13 protein-coding genes and 1 pseudogene are annotated in these 14,226 nt (G+C 72.4%); 5 read left to right on the top strand and 9 right to left on the bottom strand.

What is annotated here, in order from left to right; all coding sequences use genetic code 11:
- Positions 1-194 precede the first annotated feature (194 nt).
- Positions 195-1,067, top strand: a complete 873-nt coding sequence (locus EDD30_RS35345; RefSeq protein WP_071807709.1) for a lipid II:glycine glycyltransferase FemX — start codon at positions 195-197, stop codon at positions 1,065-1,067.
- A complete protein-coding gene (locus tag EDD30_RS35340) occupies positions 961-2,727 on the top strand; it encodes a UDP-N-acetylmuramoyl-L-alanyl-D-glutamate--2,6-diaminopimelate ligase (protein WP_280526194.1) in 1,767 nt (588 codons plus the stop codon). Before EDD30_RS35345 ends, EDD30_RS35340 begins: the two co-directional genes overlap by 107 nt.
- Here EDD30_RS35340 and EDD30_RS35335 read toward each other — a convergent pair.
- From EDD30_RS35335 to EDD30_RS35325, 3 genes are all read right to left on the bottom strand, one after another.
- A complete protein-coding gene (locus tag EDD30_RS35335; RefSeq protein ID WP_071807705.1) occupies positions 2,684-3,454 on the bottom strand; it encodes a hypothetical protein in 771 nt (256 codons plus the stop codon). The genes EDD30_RS35340 and EDD30_RS35335 overlap by 44 nt on opposite strands.
- Before the next feature lie 197 nt (positions 3,455-3,651).
- Positions 3,652-4,245, bottom strand: a complete 594-nt coding sequence (locus tag EDD30_RS35330) for an FHA domain-containing protein (RefSeq protein ID WP_211277903.1) — start codon at positions 4,243-4,245, stop codon at positions 3,652-3,654.
- Positions 4,242-5,978 (bottom strand): serine/threonine-protein kinase, encoded by a 1,737-nt coding sequence (locus EDD30_RS35325; protein ID WP_170208304.1) that lies wholly within the window; start codon positions 5,976-5,978, stop codon positions 4,242-4,244. Before EDD30_RS35325 ends, EDD30_RS35330 begins: the two co-directional genes overlap by 4 nt.
- A 166-nt stretch (positions 5,979-6,144) precedes the next feature.
- Here EDD30_RS35325 and EDD30_RS39610 point away from each other — a divergent pair, with 166 nt between their 5' ends.
- Positions 6,145-6,573, top strand: a complete 429-nt coding sequence (locus tag EDD30_RS39610) for a hypothetical protein (protein ID WP_071806396.1) — start codon at positions 6,145-6,147, stop codon at positions 6,571-6,573.
- Between the two features lie 22 nt (positions 6,574-6,595).
- Entirely contained in the window at positions 6,596-7,009 is a 414-nt protein-coding gene (locus tag EDD30_RS35315; RefSeq protein WP_071806395.1) for a hypothetical protein, read from the top strand.
- Positions 7,010-7,205: 196 nt separating this feature from the next.
- Here EDD30_RS35315 and EDD30_RS35310 read toward each other — a convergent pair whose 3' ends face one another.
- The 3 genes and pseudogenes from EDD30_RS35310 to EDD30_RS35300 all read right to left on the bottom strand — a co-directional run bounded on the left by EDD30_RS35310 (position 7,206) and on the right by EDD30_RS35300 (position 9,088).
- Positions 7,206-7,733 (bottom strand): GNAT family N-acetyltransferase, encoded by a 528-nt coding sequence (locus EDD30_RS35310; protein ID WP_071806394.1) that lies wholly within the window; start codon positions 7,731-7,733, stop codon positions 7,206-7,208.
- 159 nt (positions 7,734-7,892) lie between these two features.
- Positions 7,893-8,372, bottom strand: a pseudogene (locus tag EDD30_RS35305) (transposase); the annotation flags it as partial.
- Positions 8,373-8,458: 86 nt separating this feature from the next.
- Entirely contained in the window at positions 8,459-9,088 is a 630-nt protein-coding gene (locus EDD30_RS35300) for a hypothetical protein (protein WP_143162744.1), read from the bottom strand.
- Between the two features lie 327 nt (positions 9,089-9,415).
- On the opposite strand from EDD30_RS35300, the gene EDD30_RS35295 reads away from it, so the two are divergent.
- Positions 9,416-11,299, top strand: coding sequence for a WD40 repeat domain-containing protein (locus EDD30_RS35295; RefSeq protein WP_170047356.1), 1,884 nt, complete (start codon positions 9,416-9,418; stop codon positions 11,297-11,299).
- Between the two features lie 93 nt (positions 11,300-11,392).
- Here EDD30_RS35295 and EDD30_RS35290 read toward each other — a convergent pair whose 3' ends face one another.
- From EDD30_RS35290 to EDD30_RS35280, 3 genes are all read right to left on the bottom strand, one after another.
- Positions 11,393-12,124 (bottom strand): hypothetical protein, encoded by a 732-nt coding sequence (locus EDD30_RS35290; protein ID WP_143162743.1) that lies wholly within the window; start codon positions 12,122-12,124, stop codon positions 11,393-11,395.
- Positions 12,099-12,560 (bottom strand): DUF4247 domain-containing protein, encoded by a 462-nt coding sequence (locus tag EDD30_RS35285; protein ID WP_170047354.1) that lies wholly within the window; start codon positions 12,558-12,560, stop codon positions 12,099-12,101. The genes EDD30_RS35290 and EDD30_RS35285 overlap by 26 nt, the downstream gene beginning before the upstream one ends.
- 341 nt (positions 12,561-12,901) lie before the next feature.
- Complete coding sequence (locus tag EDD30_RS35280) at positions 12,902-13,888, bottom strand: hypothetical protein (RefSeq protein ID WP_143162742.1); 987 nt, start codon at positions 13,886-13,888, stop codon at positions 12,902-12,904.
- Between the last annotated feature and the right edge of the window lie 338 nt (positions 13,889-14,226).

The following is a 14,226-nucleotide window of genomic DNA, read 5'->3' as shown; positions in this document are numbered from 1 at the left end:
GGCCCGCCCCCGATCGGGCGCCCATTCCGCTTTAAGGTTGTCGACGTCCTAATGCCTCGTGGAGGATTCCGATGTCACTCGATGTATCTTGGCCGTGGCACTCCGTATTGCCCGGCGCTTCGTGGGACCAGCAATTATCCGACCGCGACGGCCATTTCCTGCAAAGCACCCATTGGGCGGCATTCCAGCAGTCCATGGGACGAGAGGTCTTCTTCGGCGAGGGACCGGGCTGGCAGTGCATGGCGATCCTGGAGCGCGCCGGGGAGAACGCCCGGCTGTACGCCCCGTACGGCCCGGTCGCGGAGGGCCCCGAGGCCTTCACCGCCGCCGTGAGCGCCCTGCGCGCGCTCGGCGAGAAGCACAGCGTGCTGTTCATCCGGTCGGAGCCGTGGGCCCCGGTCGGGCGTGACGACGTCGCGGCGCTCGGCTTCTTTCCCGCCCGCAACCTCCAGCCGGGCCTGACCTGGGTGCAGGACCTCCGCAAGACCCGCGACGAGCTCTTCAGCGAGTTCTCGGCGAACAACCGCAACCGGTTCCGCAACGCCCACAAGAAGGGGCTGAGCATCACGTCCAGCACCGACGTGGCCGACGTGGAGATCCTGCTGGACATGATCCACGACGTCTCCAACAACACGGGCATGCAGCCGCACGAGGACGACTACTACCGACGCCAGGCCAAGGCACTGCTCGACCGGGACGCGGCCACCCTGTATGTCGCCCGGCACCACGACAAGCCGGTCGCCGCCGCCATCGTGTACGACAGCGCCACCACGCGCTACTACGCACACTCCGGCAGCCTGCTCGAGGCCCGCAACCTGCACCCGGGCGGGCCGATGCTCGCCACCATGGTCCTCGACGCGCAGGCGCGTGGCCAGGCGGTGTTCGACTTCATGGGAGCCGCCCCGGCCGACCAGCCCGATCACCCGTGGGCGGGTTTCACCCAGTTCAAGCAGTCATTCGGTGGACGCTATCGGGCATACTTGGGCACCTGGGAAATGCCCATCACTGACAAGAATCGCTTCGCTGCTCAGAGTAATTCCGCTACCTCCGGAAAGGCCGTTGGCTGACGTGGTGGATTTGTCCAGAAACGGCGAAAATGCGGTAAACCCGACCCTCCGGAGCCTTCTCGCTGCCGTGCCCGCCGCCAGCCTGGTGCAGGGTGAGGCGGACGCCGCGGTCTCCGGCGTCACGCACGACTCGCGCCGCGTGGCCGCGGGTGACCTGTTCGTCGCCATCCCCGGGGAGAACCACGACGCCCGCCGGTTCGTCGCCGACGCGCTCGCCCGCGGCGCCGCCGGCGTCGTGACGGAGGGGCCGGTCGACGTGCCGGACGGCACCGTGGTCATCCGGGTCCCCTCCACCCGCGCCGCGCTCGCCGACTTCGCGGCCGCCGTGTACGGCCCCTCCCCCGAGCGGCTGCGCCTGATCGGCGTGACCGGCACGGACGGCAAGACCACCACGACGCACATGATCCACGCGGTGCTCGAGGCACACGGCGAGCGATCCGGGCGGCTGAGCACGGTGGGGATGACCGCCGGAGACGGGGCCCCGCCGGCCGGCTTCGGCTTCACCACCCCCGAGGCGGGCGACCTGCACCGCATGCTGGCCGGGATGGCGGACGCCGGGTGCACCACGGCGGTGACCGAGGTGAGCTCGCACGCCCTGGCCCTGCAGCGGGTACGCGGCTGCGCCTTCCAGGTCGCCGTCTTCACCAACCTCACGCCGGAGCACCTGGACTTCCACGGCAGCATGCCGGAGTACGCCGCCGCCAAGGCAAAGCTGTTCGCGATGGTGGCGCAGAAGTCGCCGGACGGCTTCGGCGTCGTCAACGCCGACGATCCGGCCTCGGCCGTCATGCGCCAGCACGGCCCGCGCCGGATCCTGAGCTACGGCATCGAGAACGACGCCGACGTGCGGGCCGTCGACATCCGGTGCGAGCCCGACCGGACCACCTTCACCCTGACCACCCCGTGGGGCGACCAGGAGATCGTCTCCGTGATCCCCGGCCGGGTGAACGTCTACAACTGGCTGGCCGCCGCGGCGACCACGCTGGGCCTGGGCGTGCCGCTGGAGGCGATCCGCGCCGCGGCCGAGGTCACCACCGTGGACGGCCGGCTGGAGAGCATCGACTGCGGGCAGCCCTTCAAGGTTTTCGTGGACTTCGCCCACACGCCGCACGCGCTGGCGACCGTCCTGCGCACGGTCCGGCCCCAGACCAAGAACCGACTGATGGTGCTCTTCGGGCACGCGGGCGGACGCGACGCGGCCAACCGCGCGCCCATGGGAGCGGTCGCCGCCGGCCTGGCCGACGTGGTGATGGTGACCGCGGACAATCCGCTGCACGAGGATCCGGCGGCGATCGCGGAGGAGATCCTCGTGGGGGCCCGGGAGCGCGAGGGCGCGACCGGTGACGTCAGCGTGAACGTCGACCGCCGGGAGGCGCTCCGCGCGCTCGTCGCCCGGGCGGAGCCCGGCGACACCATCGTCCTCGCGGGCAAGGGACACGAGCGGTACCAGGCCCTCGCGGAGGGCAAGGTCGAGTGGAACGACGCCGATGAGGCCCGCCTGGCGCTGGCCGCCCGTGGATGGACCACGCCCCGGTCCGAGTCCGCCGAGGCGGGACGGCGCGGCGCCGTGCCGCAGCAGCGGGCCGCCAGCGACGGTCCCGCGGAGGCGTCGCGGGTCACGGCAACGCCGGGTCGGAAGCCGGGTGGTGGCGCCTCGTAGCGCCGGGACCCCGGGCGATCCAGCCGCAGTCGGGGCACAGGTCGAAGGTGGCGTAGCGGCGGATGCGCCCGCACCCGCACAGCGGGCAGCGAGCCGGACGCTCCCCCGGCGGCCGGGGGCCGTCGAGGGCGAGCACCGTGAAGTCCAGGACCGGCCGCAGCAACCCGTCGCCCGGATCGACGGAGAGCGTACCCGTCGCCTCCGGCACGGCGACCCGCACCACGAGCCAGGGCCGGACCGGCGATGCCGCCGGCTCGGCTGCGGCGCCCGCGGACGGTGCACCGCCCAGCAGGGCCGCCACGTCGGCGGCCGTCACCTGCTCGATGCCGGTGACGGCCGTAGCGCCCGCGCGCACCCCCGGGGCACCGAGCTCCTGACGCCACGGGCGGTGCGGACCGGGACCGGGCTCCGGCACGCCCGGACCGGCCCGCAGCACCAGACACGCGCCCGCGCCGCCGTCGGCGCTGAGCATGGCGATCTTCACCGCCGCGCCGCGGCCGTCGTTGAGGCCGGACAACCGCGGCCTGCCCGCCGGCGCCGTGGCGCCGGGGTGGGTCACCGGCACCGTCTCGCGCACGAAGTCCCACAACGCCGTCCGTACGGCGGGTGAGATCACCTCGTCGCAGCGCCGGTCGAGCCAGTCGTCCGGGTGCCGGCGGCGGGACGGGACGAAGATCGCCGGGTGGGGCCGGGACGGCCCGTGCGGCTCCGGTGACGCCGAACGCATGCGGAGATCGTGTCACCCTCGCGGCCGTCGATCGGTGCCGGGTATCGGACATTCCGGGCGCGATCGGGCGACGGGTCGGCCGGCCGGCCCCGGGGCGCAGACACCACGCCGGACGGCCTCCGCGGCCGGGCGGCGGTCAGCCGTCCGGCCCCGGGGCGCAGACACCACGCCGGACGGCCTCCGCGGCCGGGCGGCGGTCAGCCGTCCGGCCCCGGGGCGCAGACACCACGCCGGACGGCCTCCGCGGCCAGCCGGGAACGCCGCCGATCGGCGTTGCTCAGCAGGGCAAACTTGTCGAACAGATGCGTCAGGTGCTTCTTCACCGCGCTCTCCGACAGCCCCAGCGCGGACGCCAGCGCGCGCACCGACGGCGGCTCCGGAAACGCCGAGCCGCCCGCCGTGTACGGCGCGCACAGCTCCGCCAGCACGTCGCGTTCCCGGCGGGTCAGCGCCGGTGGGGCCGGCGGCGGGTCGGTGCTCACCGTCTCCGTGGCCGGGTGATCCGCCGGCGCCCGGAACAGCAGCCGGGCCGGGCCGATCTCGATGCGGTCGCCGTCGCGCAACTGCCGGGCCTGGCGCAGCCGCGCGCCGTTGACCACGGTGCCGTTGGTGCTGCCCAGGTCGCGGATCGACCAGCCGGACGGGAAGCGCTCCACCACCGCGTGCAGCCGCGAGACGCTGCGGCTGTCGATGGTCAGCTCGTTGGCCGGCGCCCGGCCGATCGCCAGCGGGCCGGTGGTCAGCGGGACCAGCCGCACGGCCCCGTCCTGGTGCATCTCGAGATAGCTCACGGGCAGTGCGCGGCGGTCGTGACGGCCAGCGGTTCCGCCAGGCCCGTGCCGGTCATGGTGGCGGTGGCGCGGGTGCATCCGGTGGTGGCCGCGACCGGGTCCGTCCACAGCTCCAGCGGCTGGCCGGACGCCCGCTCCCCGTCGCCGCGCCCCGCGATGCCGAGCCGGACCGACCAGGTGCCGCGCGGCCCGGCGTTGTCGCGGTACTGCTTCCAGACCCACGCGTACGCCATCACCCTGCGGCAGCCGGGCGACCAATATTGCTTCACCGAGATCGCCTTCTGGCCGCCGACGTAGCCGTACGCCGACTGCCCGACCTGGTAAGCGTCGGCGTAACAGGGCCCCGGGGGCGGATCGTCGTCGGCCGCGTACGAGAGCAGGCCCGAGCCGGTGACGGCGACCGTACGCCCGGGCAGTCGCAGCGTGCCCCGCCGCGGCCCGGTGCCCGTGGGCGCGAACGCGATCCGAACCTCGCAGCCGGCGCCGGGCACGATCGGCTGAGCGGCACACCCGTCGGCGACGATCCGGAAGTCGGGGCCGTCGAGCGCCATCGGGCGGACCAGCACCGGCCGGCCGCCGTCGTTGCGCACCGCCACCGGGAGCTCGGCGGCGGACCCGCTGATCTCCTGACCGCCGAAGTCGACGACGGTGGGCGCGGCGACCGCCGGGTTACGCACGACGCCCGAGCCGCCGGCGAGCACGAGCGTCACCGCCGCCACGAACGCCGCCCCGGCGGCCCGGGCCGGGACCGCCCGCCGGGCGGATCCGGTCACGACGGTCGCCGACATGCCGCCCGCCCGCGGCGCCCCGACGGGTGCGGAGACCAGCCCGCCGGACGCCGTGCCGGAGCCGTCACCCTCCTCGTCACCGGCGAGCAGCGGCGTGACGGCGTGGCCGGTCGCCCGCTGCGCCTCCTGCAGCTCCTCGGCGAAACGGGCGGCCGAGGCGGGCCGGGCGGCGGGATCCTTGGCCATCGCCCGTTCCAGCACCGCGCAGACGGCGTCGGGCACGCCGTGCGGCCGCAGGTCGGGCACGGGGGTGGCGACGACGCGCGCGACGAGATCGCCGACGGGCTCCCGCGGCGCCGCGCCGAAGGCGGTGTCGCCGCGCAGCCACCAGAAGAGCGTCGAGGCCAGCGAGTAGACGTCGGAGGCCACCGTGGACGGATGGCCCCGCAGCACCTCCGGGGCGGCGTGCAGCACGGTCGCGGTGACCGTGCTCGGCGGCGGGGCGGTCCGGCGCACCGGGCGGGCCAGGCCGAAGTCGGCCAGCTTCGGGTCGCCGTACCGGGAGATCAGGATGTTCTCGGGTTTGACGTCACGGTGCAGAACGCCGGCGCGGTGGGCGCTCTCCAGGGCACCCGCGATCGCGATGCCGCCCGCCACGGCCTCCGGCCAGGGTGCCGGCCCCCGGCCCGCGAGCGAACCGCCCTCCTCATAGGCCATGAGAAGGTACGGGTTGCCGGCGGCGGTGAACCCGGCCTGGTGCACGGTGACGATGTGCGGGTGGCCGGAGAGCCGCCCCATCGCCTGCACCTCGCGCTCGAAGCGGCGGCGGGCGTCGGCGTCGAGGCCGTCGGCGGCGAGCACCTTGACGGCGACCGTCCGCGAGAAGGCCGGCTGCCGGACCCGGTAGACGACGCCGAATCCGCCGCGGCCGATCTCGGCGGCGTCGCGGCATCCGGGTACGCCGATGTCCAGGCCGGTCCCGGCAGCGGTTTCCTGGCGGCGCACAGTCGCCTCCCCGTCTTCGCCGGCCTCGTGGATTCGATTGGCGAGGCGATGATACCGAGCCTCTCCGGACGCCCGAGGGGAGGGAAGGGTGGCCGTTTCGACACCTGTCCGCCGCCCGGTGCCGGCTGCTTTTCTGGCACGGCCAACGAAACGGAAGGGAACACTCATGTCGATCCTCCGCCGGTCCCTCGCCGGAGCCGCCGCCGTCGCCGCCGCCGGTGTCGTGACCGTGCTCAACCCGACGCCCGCGCTCGCCAGCACCCCGCCGAGCTGCTCCGACGTGCGCCAGATCGGCACGACGCGGGTGCTGAAAGTGGGCGGCATGGAGGCCGCGTCGGTCAAGCAGTACTACGGCTGCGGCTACAACTACGCCTACATCTACGTGTGGGAGCAGTACCGCAACACGCACAGCAAGTGGGACCTGCACGTGCACGTCGTCAACCACTCGGACAGCGGCTCCGACTACGGCATGGGCACGGCGAACAACACGACCCGCAAGGAGTTGTGGGGTGCCCCGGCGAACACCGCCGCGCACTGCACGCACGTCACCGGCTACCTGAACTCGGTCGGCGGGTCCACGAGCAAGGTCTGCTGACCCACCGAAGGAGAGAACCATCGTGAAGCTCGTACGCAAGCTGGCGGGCACAGGCGCGGCCCTCGCGCTCGCCGCCACCGGGCTGGCGGTCACCGCCGCCCCGGCCCAGGCCGCCTCCTACAACGGCGCCTGCGGCGCCGGCTACCGCGTGATCGACCAACTGCGGGTCGGCGGCACCGGCACGGGCACCGCCTACCTCACCTACAACAACGGCTGGAACTGCGTCGTCACGGTCTCCGACACCCCCGGCAAGCGGGACTGGATGGTGGCCAGCATCGCACTGTCCAAGAACGGGGACTGGATCGACGACGAGGGCTATTACACGAAGTACGCCGGGCCGGTCTACGTCTACGCGCCGAACGCGTGCATCGACTGGGGCGGCACCGTCGGCTACAAGGGCATGACGTGGCTGGAGTGGAACGACCACTGCGGCTGAGCCGTTCCGTACGGGGGAGGAAGGGGCGCGCCGCCGAGGTGCGCTCCTTCCTCTGCGCTCAGTGCACCGGTAGAACCGCTCTCGAAACTGCACCAACACATCGGTCGCTTCCGCCCGGTCGGTCATGACCACGACAACGAGCATCGATAGAGCGCAGACGCGGCGGCGCAAGTCGCCTCCGGTGTGCGTATCGGTGCTAGAGCGCAATCCAGTAGCGACGCTTGCGTCCGACAGGGGTGTTGCGCACGTCCTCCAGCACTCCGCCATGCTTCTCGATCACCCGCGCCGACGCGACATTGTCCTCGTCGCATGTGATGAGCACGGAGTCGAGGCGTCGTCGCCTGGCCACATCCAATACCTCAGCGAGCGCCCAGCTCGCCACGCCGCAACCCCGCGCCGACGGACGGACGCTGTAGCCGACGTGACCGGCCGCCTGCAGCAGAAAGTCGGTGAGCGCGTACCGCAGCGAGATGGCACCCAGGACCGTGTCGTCCGGGCTGACGATCCACCAGTACGCGGCATGCACCAAGCCTGCGGCGGGCGGCAGGCTCTCGTCGCCTTCACCTTGCAATCGCGCCACCCAGTCGGCGAAACCGGCCGAGGATTCGATGTCATCACCGGACCGCAGTCCGCCGCCGGGCTGGTGAACACCGATGCCCCACTCGTCGCGTGACGCCAGCCACGCTGCATGCAACTCCGTCGTTGGCTTGATCAGTCTGAGCACGGCTGAGGATCATGACATCACGAAGGTCCATGCAACCCGAGCCGGGTATGGGACGAGACACGACCGTGCCTCGTTAGCGGCGCCTTGACGACTCAACGGGCCAGTCGCAGCGCCTGGATGGAGCTCGAGGTTGAACGGCTAGCTCAGCTTGTTCTCTAACCCCCGGCTGGGCAGGTGATCGACGGTGAGCCGGATGGCGGTCCCGGCGATGAGCGGTAACGGCTCGTCGTGGCTGACCCACGCCGCGCGGCGGGTCAGCCGTGGGTGCAGCCGGTCCCAGGCTTGTGCCTGGACCTGGCCGTAGCGTCGGGTGACCGTGACCATGTGCTCGGCGCCCCAGGTGGCGGGATCGCCGAAGACGAACTCGCCGCCGTGCTTGGCAGGCCGTCCACCCTGCGCTTGGTAGACGCGCAGCGGGGTCGCACGCCGCAGCACCCGGTCGGATCGCAGCCGGCCCATGATCTCTACCGGCAGATCCCGCAGCAGCCGGGCGATCCGGGGAGCCTCGTAGCCGGCGTCCAGCACGATGAGGATATTGCGGTCTCCGCTCTGCCACTGCCCGGCGTCGACCAGCCGGTCGACGAGCTGCCGGATCTGCGCGCAGGTCAGCGTGGTGACGTCCGTTCCGGTCGACCTCCTCGGCGGGCGGTCGCCGCCACCGCGACGGCGGGGCTGCCGGTTCCGTACTGGCGGGGAACCGGCGGCCCGGTCGCCGACAGCCGGACTCAGCTGCGGGCGAGGCGCCGGGTGCAGCTGATGGGCTCGTCGCGGTCGTCCACGACGCAGACGTCCGCACCGGAACCGCCGTCGGCCCGGTCGCGCAGCCGGTTGCCGCTGGCGAGCAGGGTGTCAGCGCCGGAACCGCCGTTGAGGACGTTCCCGTCGAGGGACGCCGAGACGTCCAGGGCGTCGTCGCCGTCGCCGCCGTTGAGAGTGTTCCGCACACCGATGCCGGCGAAGATGGTGTCCTTGCCGGCGCCGCCGTTGAGCTGGTCGGCGGTGCCCGCTCCGGATCCGGCCGGGCGGCCGTCGGCGCCGGCCCCGACGATCCGGTCGTCGCCCTCGTTACCGTTGATGACCGCGGATCCCGTGCCGCGCATACAGATGCGGTCGTTGCCCCTGCCTGCGTTGACCGACGGTCGCAGCCCGGTCACCACGATGACGTCGTCCCGATCGGTGCCGTTCACCACGGCGCCGCTACTCACGATGGTGGCCGCCCGGCCCTCGCAGGTGGGACGGGGTTCGGCCGCGGCCGCCGGCCCGGCCGGCGCCAGCAGCACGGTCGTCGCCACGCCCGCGACGGTCAGCACCAGGGAGAGGCGGATCTTCCGTCGGGTCCGGTCTGTCGTCTGCACAGTCGGTTCCTCCATGCGATTCCCGGGGGGCGGTAGCGCCCTCGTCGGCCGGTGAGCTCCACACGTGCTCCCGTGATGACCGGTTCGACGCCGAGAGATGCCACACAGTCTCCGCCCGGGCTGACGCGAACGGCGACGGGCGCGGCCAAGGAGCCGGCAGGGCGCGATCCCAGGATTCAGAGCCGCGGCGGCCACCGATGCCGGCAACGGCGTCGCGGAAGGTCGATGCACGGCTCCGGTACGCTGCCGGTCCGGCGGACGCGACGGCGCGGATCCCGGCGCGGCCACGCGTTCAGAGGCCCGCACCAGCGATGGAGGAGCTCTGTGGTGAGCGACGATGACGGCCTGTGGCCGCAGATGCGGCCCTCGGACGCCGGGAGCACGTCCACGCTCGGCATCAGCTCCGACGGTCGCCTGTTGTTCAGCGGGCACTCCGGTGATCGGCTGCGGGTATGGGACCTGACGACGCGGACTCCGCTGGCGGAGTGGAACGAGTACGGCGACGCCGTCTTCGGCGTCGAGCCGGACACGCTGCTCGTCCACCACTACCAGGCCCTGCTCACCCTGGACATTCGTACGGGTCGCACCAGGTCGCGGCCGTGGCCGTACCGGGCCGGACATCTGCTGCCCGGTGTGGGTGGGTCGCCGTGGTATCTGGTCATTCGCTCGGAGGACGACAAACAACTCGTCGATGTCGCCACCGGCGCGCTGCGCTGCACGCTCGCCGCGCCTCCCGGCCCCCTCGGATGGGGTGTCTCGTCGCCCGACGGGCGGTGGCTGGCCACCAACCCGGCGTATGGGAAGGACCGATCGGTCCGGATCTGGAGTACCGCGGACGGCAGCCTCTACCGGGAGCTGCCGCATCCCGACTCCGTGTCCTCGGTGGCTTTCCTGCCTGATGGCGCGCGCTGCGTCACCGCGGGCCGCGACGCGATCCGCGTGTGGGACCTGGCCGGCGGCGATCTCGTGACCGAGCTGCCCGGCAGCAGGCTCGCGCTGGCCGCGGACGGGTCCCTCCTCGCCGTCGCCGACGACGAGCAGGTGCGGGTGTACGCCACGGCGGGCTGGGAGGTGGTCGGCGTGCTTCCTCCGCACGGCAAGGTCTGGGCCATCGCCTTCACTCCGGACGGCGCCTTGCTCGCCACCGGCTCCCTCGCGGACTCGACCGTCCGGGGCTGGGACGCCGCGACAGGTCAGCTCGCGTACGAGCTGGGCGGCGTGACGCGCGAGATGCACGCGGTCGCGTTCAGCCCGGACGGGCAGCGGCTCGCGACGGCCGCCGACGACACCGCGGTCCGGGTCTGGGCGACCGGCGACGGCGCGCTGATGCACCGGGTGACCGGCCACGTCGGCGCGGTCAACGCCGTGGCGTATAGCCCCGGTGGTGGCCTGCTCGCCGTGGCCGACGACGAGACGGTGCGGTTCTGGGACGCGGCGAGCGGAGCCTCGGTCGGGGCCCTGCCCGGTCTCGGGGCGCCGGTCTATGCCCTGGCGTACTCGCCGGACGGCGCCCGGCTCGCCACCGGGGACCACGACGGCGCCATCCGGATCTGGGACGCCGGCACGTGGCGCGAGCTGCGGGAATGGACCGAACACCGCAACCCGATCTGGTACATGGCCTTCAGCCCGGACGGTCGGTACCTCGTGGTCGCCGACGACGAGATGGTGTGCGCATGGGACAGCTCCACCGGCTCGTTCGCCGGTCGTCTCGCGGAGCCGGTGCGCCGGCTCGACGAGGTCGCGGTCGCCCCCGACGGCCGTGGCTTCGCGCTCGGCGTCACCGCCCGCTACGACGGCCGAGCGTTGTCGATCTACCAGGCGCCCGCCACGACCCCGGCGCAGCCGCGCACGGGCACGGTGCGCGCGCTCGCGTATTCGCCCGACGGGGCGCTTGCCGTGGGCACCGACGACGCGACGGTGCAGATCTACCCCGATCCCGCCTCCGGCAAGTGTGACGGCTGGCTCGACGGCCACACCGGGCTGGTCCGGTCCCTGGCGTACTCGCCGGACGGCCGGATGCTCGCCGTCGGGTGCGCCAACGCCGCGGTGCATCTGTGGGACGTCGCCGCCGAGCGCCGGATCGCCGTTCTGGTCGCCCTGGACGACGGCGGCTCCGCGACGCTGCGCAGCGGCGGCGAACACCGGGTCGTCGACGGCGTGCCGAACGGCGAGTTCTGGTATCTGCCGCTCGGCACCGCGGCACAGCCGTAGCCCGGCCGGCCTGCAGGAAGCCGACACGGACCGCGGGGTGTGCCCGGGCCGAGCGGGACGGCCACCACCCGTCCACCGGAAGTCCGGTGCCGGTCAGCGCCGTCGTCGCCGGAAGTCCCGTACCGCTACCACGGCGCTCACGGTCGCCAGGCCGAACAGCAGGAGCGCCGGCACCAGAACCTGGCGGTGGGAGCGCCACACGTCGTTCCCGACCGGCGGCAGCGGCCGCAGCGCGGCCGGCGGCACTGACTCAGCGGAAATTGGCTCGGCGATTCCCTTCTCGGCCGCGATCAGGGGCAGGGCCCGGACGGCGCGCAGGATGCCCGCGCCGGTGTCGTCGAGGAAGATCTCGTCGGTCAGCCCCACCGCACCGATCCGCAGACCGTCCGGCGGCGGTCCGCCGCGCACCCGGTGTTCGTCGGTACGCCAGTCGACCAGCCTCAACAGCACCTTGTGGTGCCGCGCCCCCGTGTTGAGCTCGGCGATGAGTTCCAGCCATCGGGAGCAGCCGGGGGCGGTCCGCACCGACACACCGGCCCCGGCGCTCGAGCCGACGCTGATTGCCTCCGACTGCTTGCGGGGCTCGCGGTGCGGCAGCAGCCGCCAGCCGTAGCAGACGCCCTGCGCCCGCGCCGCCCGCTCCAGCGCCGCCGCCGTCGCCGCGGCGTCGGCCGCGGCGGGCGGCCCGGCCTGGGGGATCAACGTCACGACACCACCGAAGGCGGCCAGGCAGAGCACCGGCACGGCGACCATACAGAGGATGAAGAGCGGGAACGCCCACGCCGGCCGTTTGGCGGGCTCATCGGTCCCAGTAGCCTGCGACATGCTTCACATACCTCGGGTAGGCGGTGGCGGACTTCTCGACCAGGATCAGCGATCCTTGCCGTCCGCGCCGGATCACCACGGTGTCCTCCGCGTAACGCAGGTAGACGCCCTCCGCGTCGGCGCAGCCGCGGCCCGGAAGCCAGAACTTGGTGATGGTTGCGGCCACATCGGTCGGCGGCAACGGCGAGGTGTACGCGACGGCGTCACCTCCGATGTCGTCCGCCGGCGACCGCGGGTAGCTCTTCGCCACATAGTCGCCGGGGGAAAGGTCGTTGACCGGAAGGGGCAGGACGGCCAGCACGAGGCCGACGACGAGGAAGAGCACCGCCCCGCCGGCCAACCCGCGACCACGCAGCGTGCGCCGGGCCGCTCTGCCGCCGCTGTCGGTCGGGCCCTCCGGCCCGTCCGCGCCCGCACCGTCGGATCGCTCGGGCACCGCGCGCCAGCGTTTCCTCACCAAGGGCCCGCTCCTCCCGACCTGCAGCACCGGCCGCCGATGCTAGCAACGGCGTCAACGGTCGGCGGAAGACCAGAACGGCGGCGCTCGGCGCGCCAGTCGATGCCGAGCAGCGTCTAAGCTTCGCGTTAACGTCGGTTTCGTCGTTTCGCCGGTCTTGACGTGGGCCTTCGTGATGGCGGGATGGCGTGGTGCGGACGTGGAGCGGAGCCCGTTAGCTCATGCCGAGTTCGCACCTCGCTCTGCCGAGGAGAAGCGGTGCGCCAGCCGCCGCTGAGCCGCCGGAAATCCTTCTCCCAGGAGATCGATTCTCGGCCGCCTCAGTCCGCCAGCAAATCGACCGCGTCGCGGATGCCGTCGACTACCCTCGCGATCTGCCTTACCCGGTCCAGTTGTGTAACCAGCCTGACAAGTTCCGCGTGTAGTTCCTGCAGCCGTTCCACTGGGGGCAAGGGCAACGGCAGGTCGGGCTCTGGGAGGTCGGCCCGGATCGCATCCGATTCAGGCAGCAGCGCTGCGAGTTGCGACGCCGGCATGGCGTCGAGCAGTTGCTTGATGGTGGCCCGCTGCCGGACGCCGATGCGAGGGAGGTCGGCGGGGAAGCTGTCGTCGACGCGTTCCAGGGCTCGGGCATGCGGTTGCGCGAGCCACCGGCCGTCGAGCCGGAGAACCATCGGCCGTACGTGGTCGTAGAGGAACGTGGCCTCGGACCGAATCCGCTCGAGTGCCGACACCGAAGCCTCGGCTGCCATGCCGGTCGTTGCGTACACGTTCAACGCTTGCTGCACCGTGTGGTGCAGCGTCAACACCTGACGCAGGTAGTTGCGCTGGTACATGCTCCCCCGCAGCCGCCGTGGCCTGGCCTTGGCGGTGAGCGCCTGGTCCGCCCACTCCCGCGCCTCGGCGATTGCTGTATCGCACCGCGCGACGAGCCGGGCGAGTTCGGCAGCGGCGCTGTCGAGGTCCGCGCCGGACAGTGTCACGGCCGCGATGCGCATGCTGTGCACCGATCGGATGGCAAGACGCCAAGCGGCAGCCCGGTCGTTCGCTTCAGTCTGTGCCTGCAGCAACCGTTGCACGACCACGAGTGCGACCGGGAGCCCGAACAGCGCTCCGGTCAGTGACGAGGCGAGGTTGGTCAGGAAGGGAAAGCGCGACCAGACCTCGGCTGCGTCTCCCGCTGCGCCCAGGACGGCGAGCACGGTGCCCGCCGTCAGCAGCGCTACGACTGTAGGACGCAGCCAGGGGTGCAGCGTCGCCCACTCCCGCCGTAGGTCCCTGATCCGCGCTCGCGGCGTGCCGGTCATGACCGACATAGTGTCAGCCGGCTACCGTCGGATCTGTCCCGACGTCGAAGGACGCGAATCAATCTGATCAAGTCCCACGAGGCGATGACCGGAGCAGCTACTTCTTGAGGCCGCCCAGGATAGTGCGGCCGAACGAGGCTGAACGCGTCAAACGCTGCATCGAGTGCCGAACGCGCAGTCCAGACAGAAGCTAGGCGGCGTACTCACGTGCCGCCGAGCGCGCGCGGCAGCCTGGCGGCCGTCGTCAGGGCCCGTTGGCCGCCGGCCGCCGGCCGCTTGACGCGCGGCCGAGATGAGGATGACGCCGTCAAAGCGCCGGATGCCGCTTGCTGGTCACG

Origin of the sequence: Couchioplanes caeruleus, assembly GCF_003751945.1 — a bacterium.
GTDB classification, from domain to species: domain Bacteria; phylum Actinomycetota; class Actinomycetes; order Mycobacteriales; family Micromonosporaceae; genus Actinoplanes; species Actinoplanes caeruleus.
Note: the sequence above shows the minus strand (reverse complement) of the source record. Positions and strands in the feature narration are given on the sequence as shown.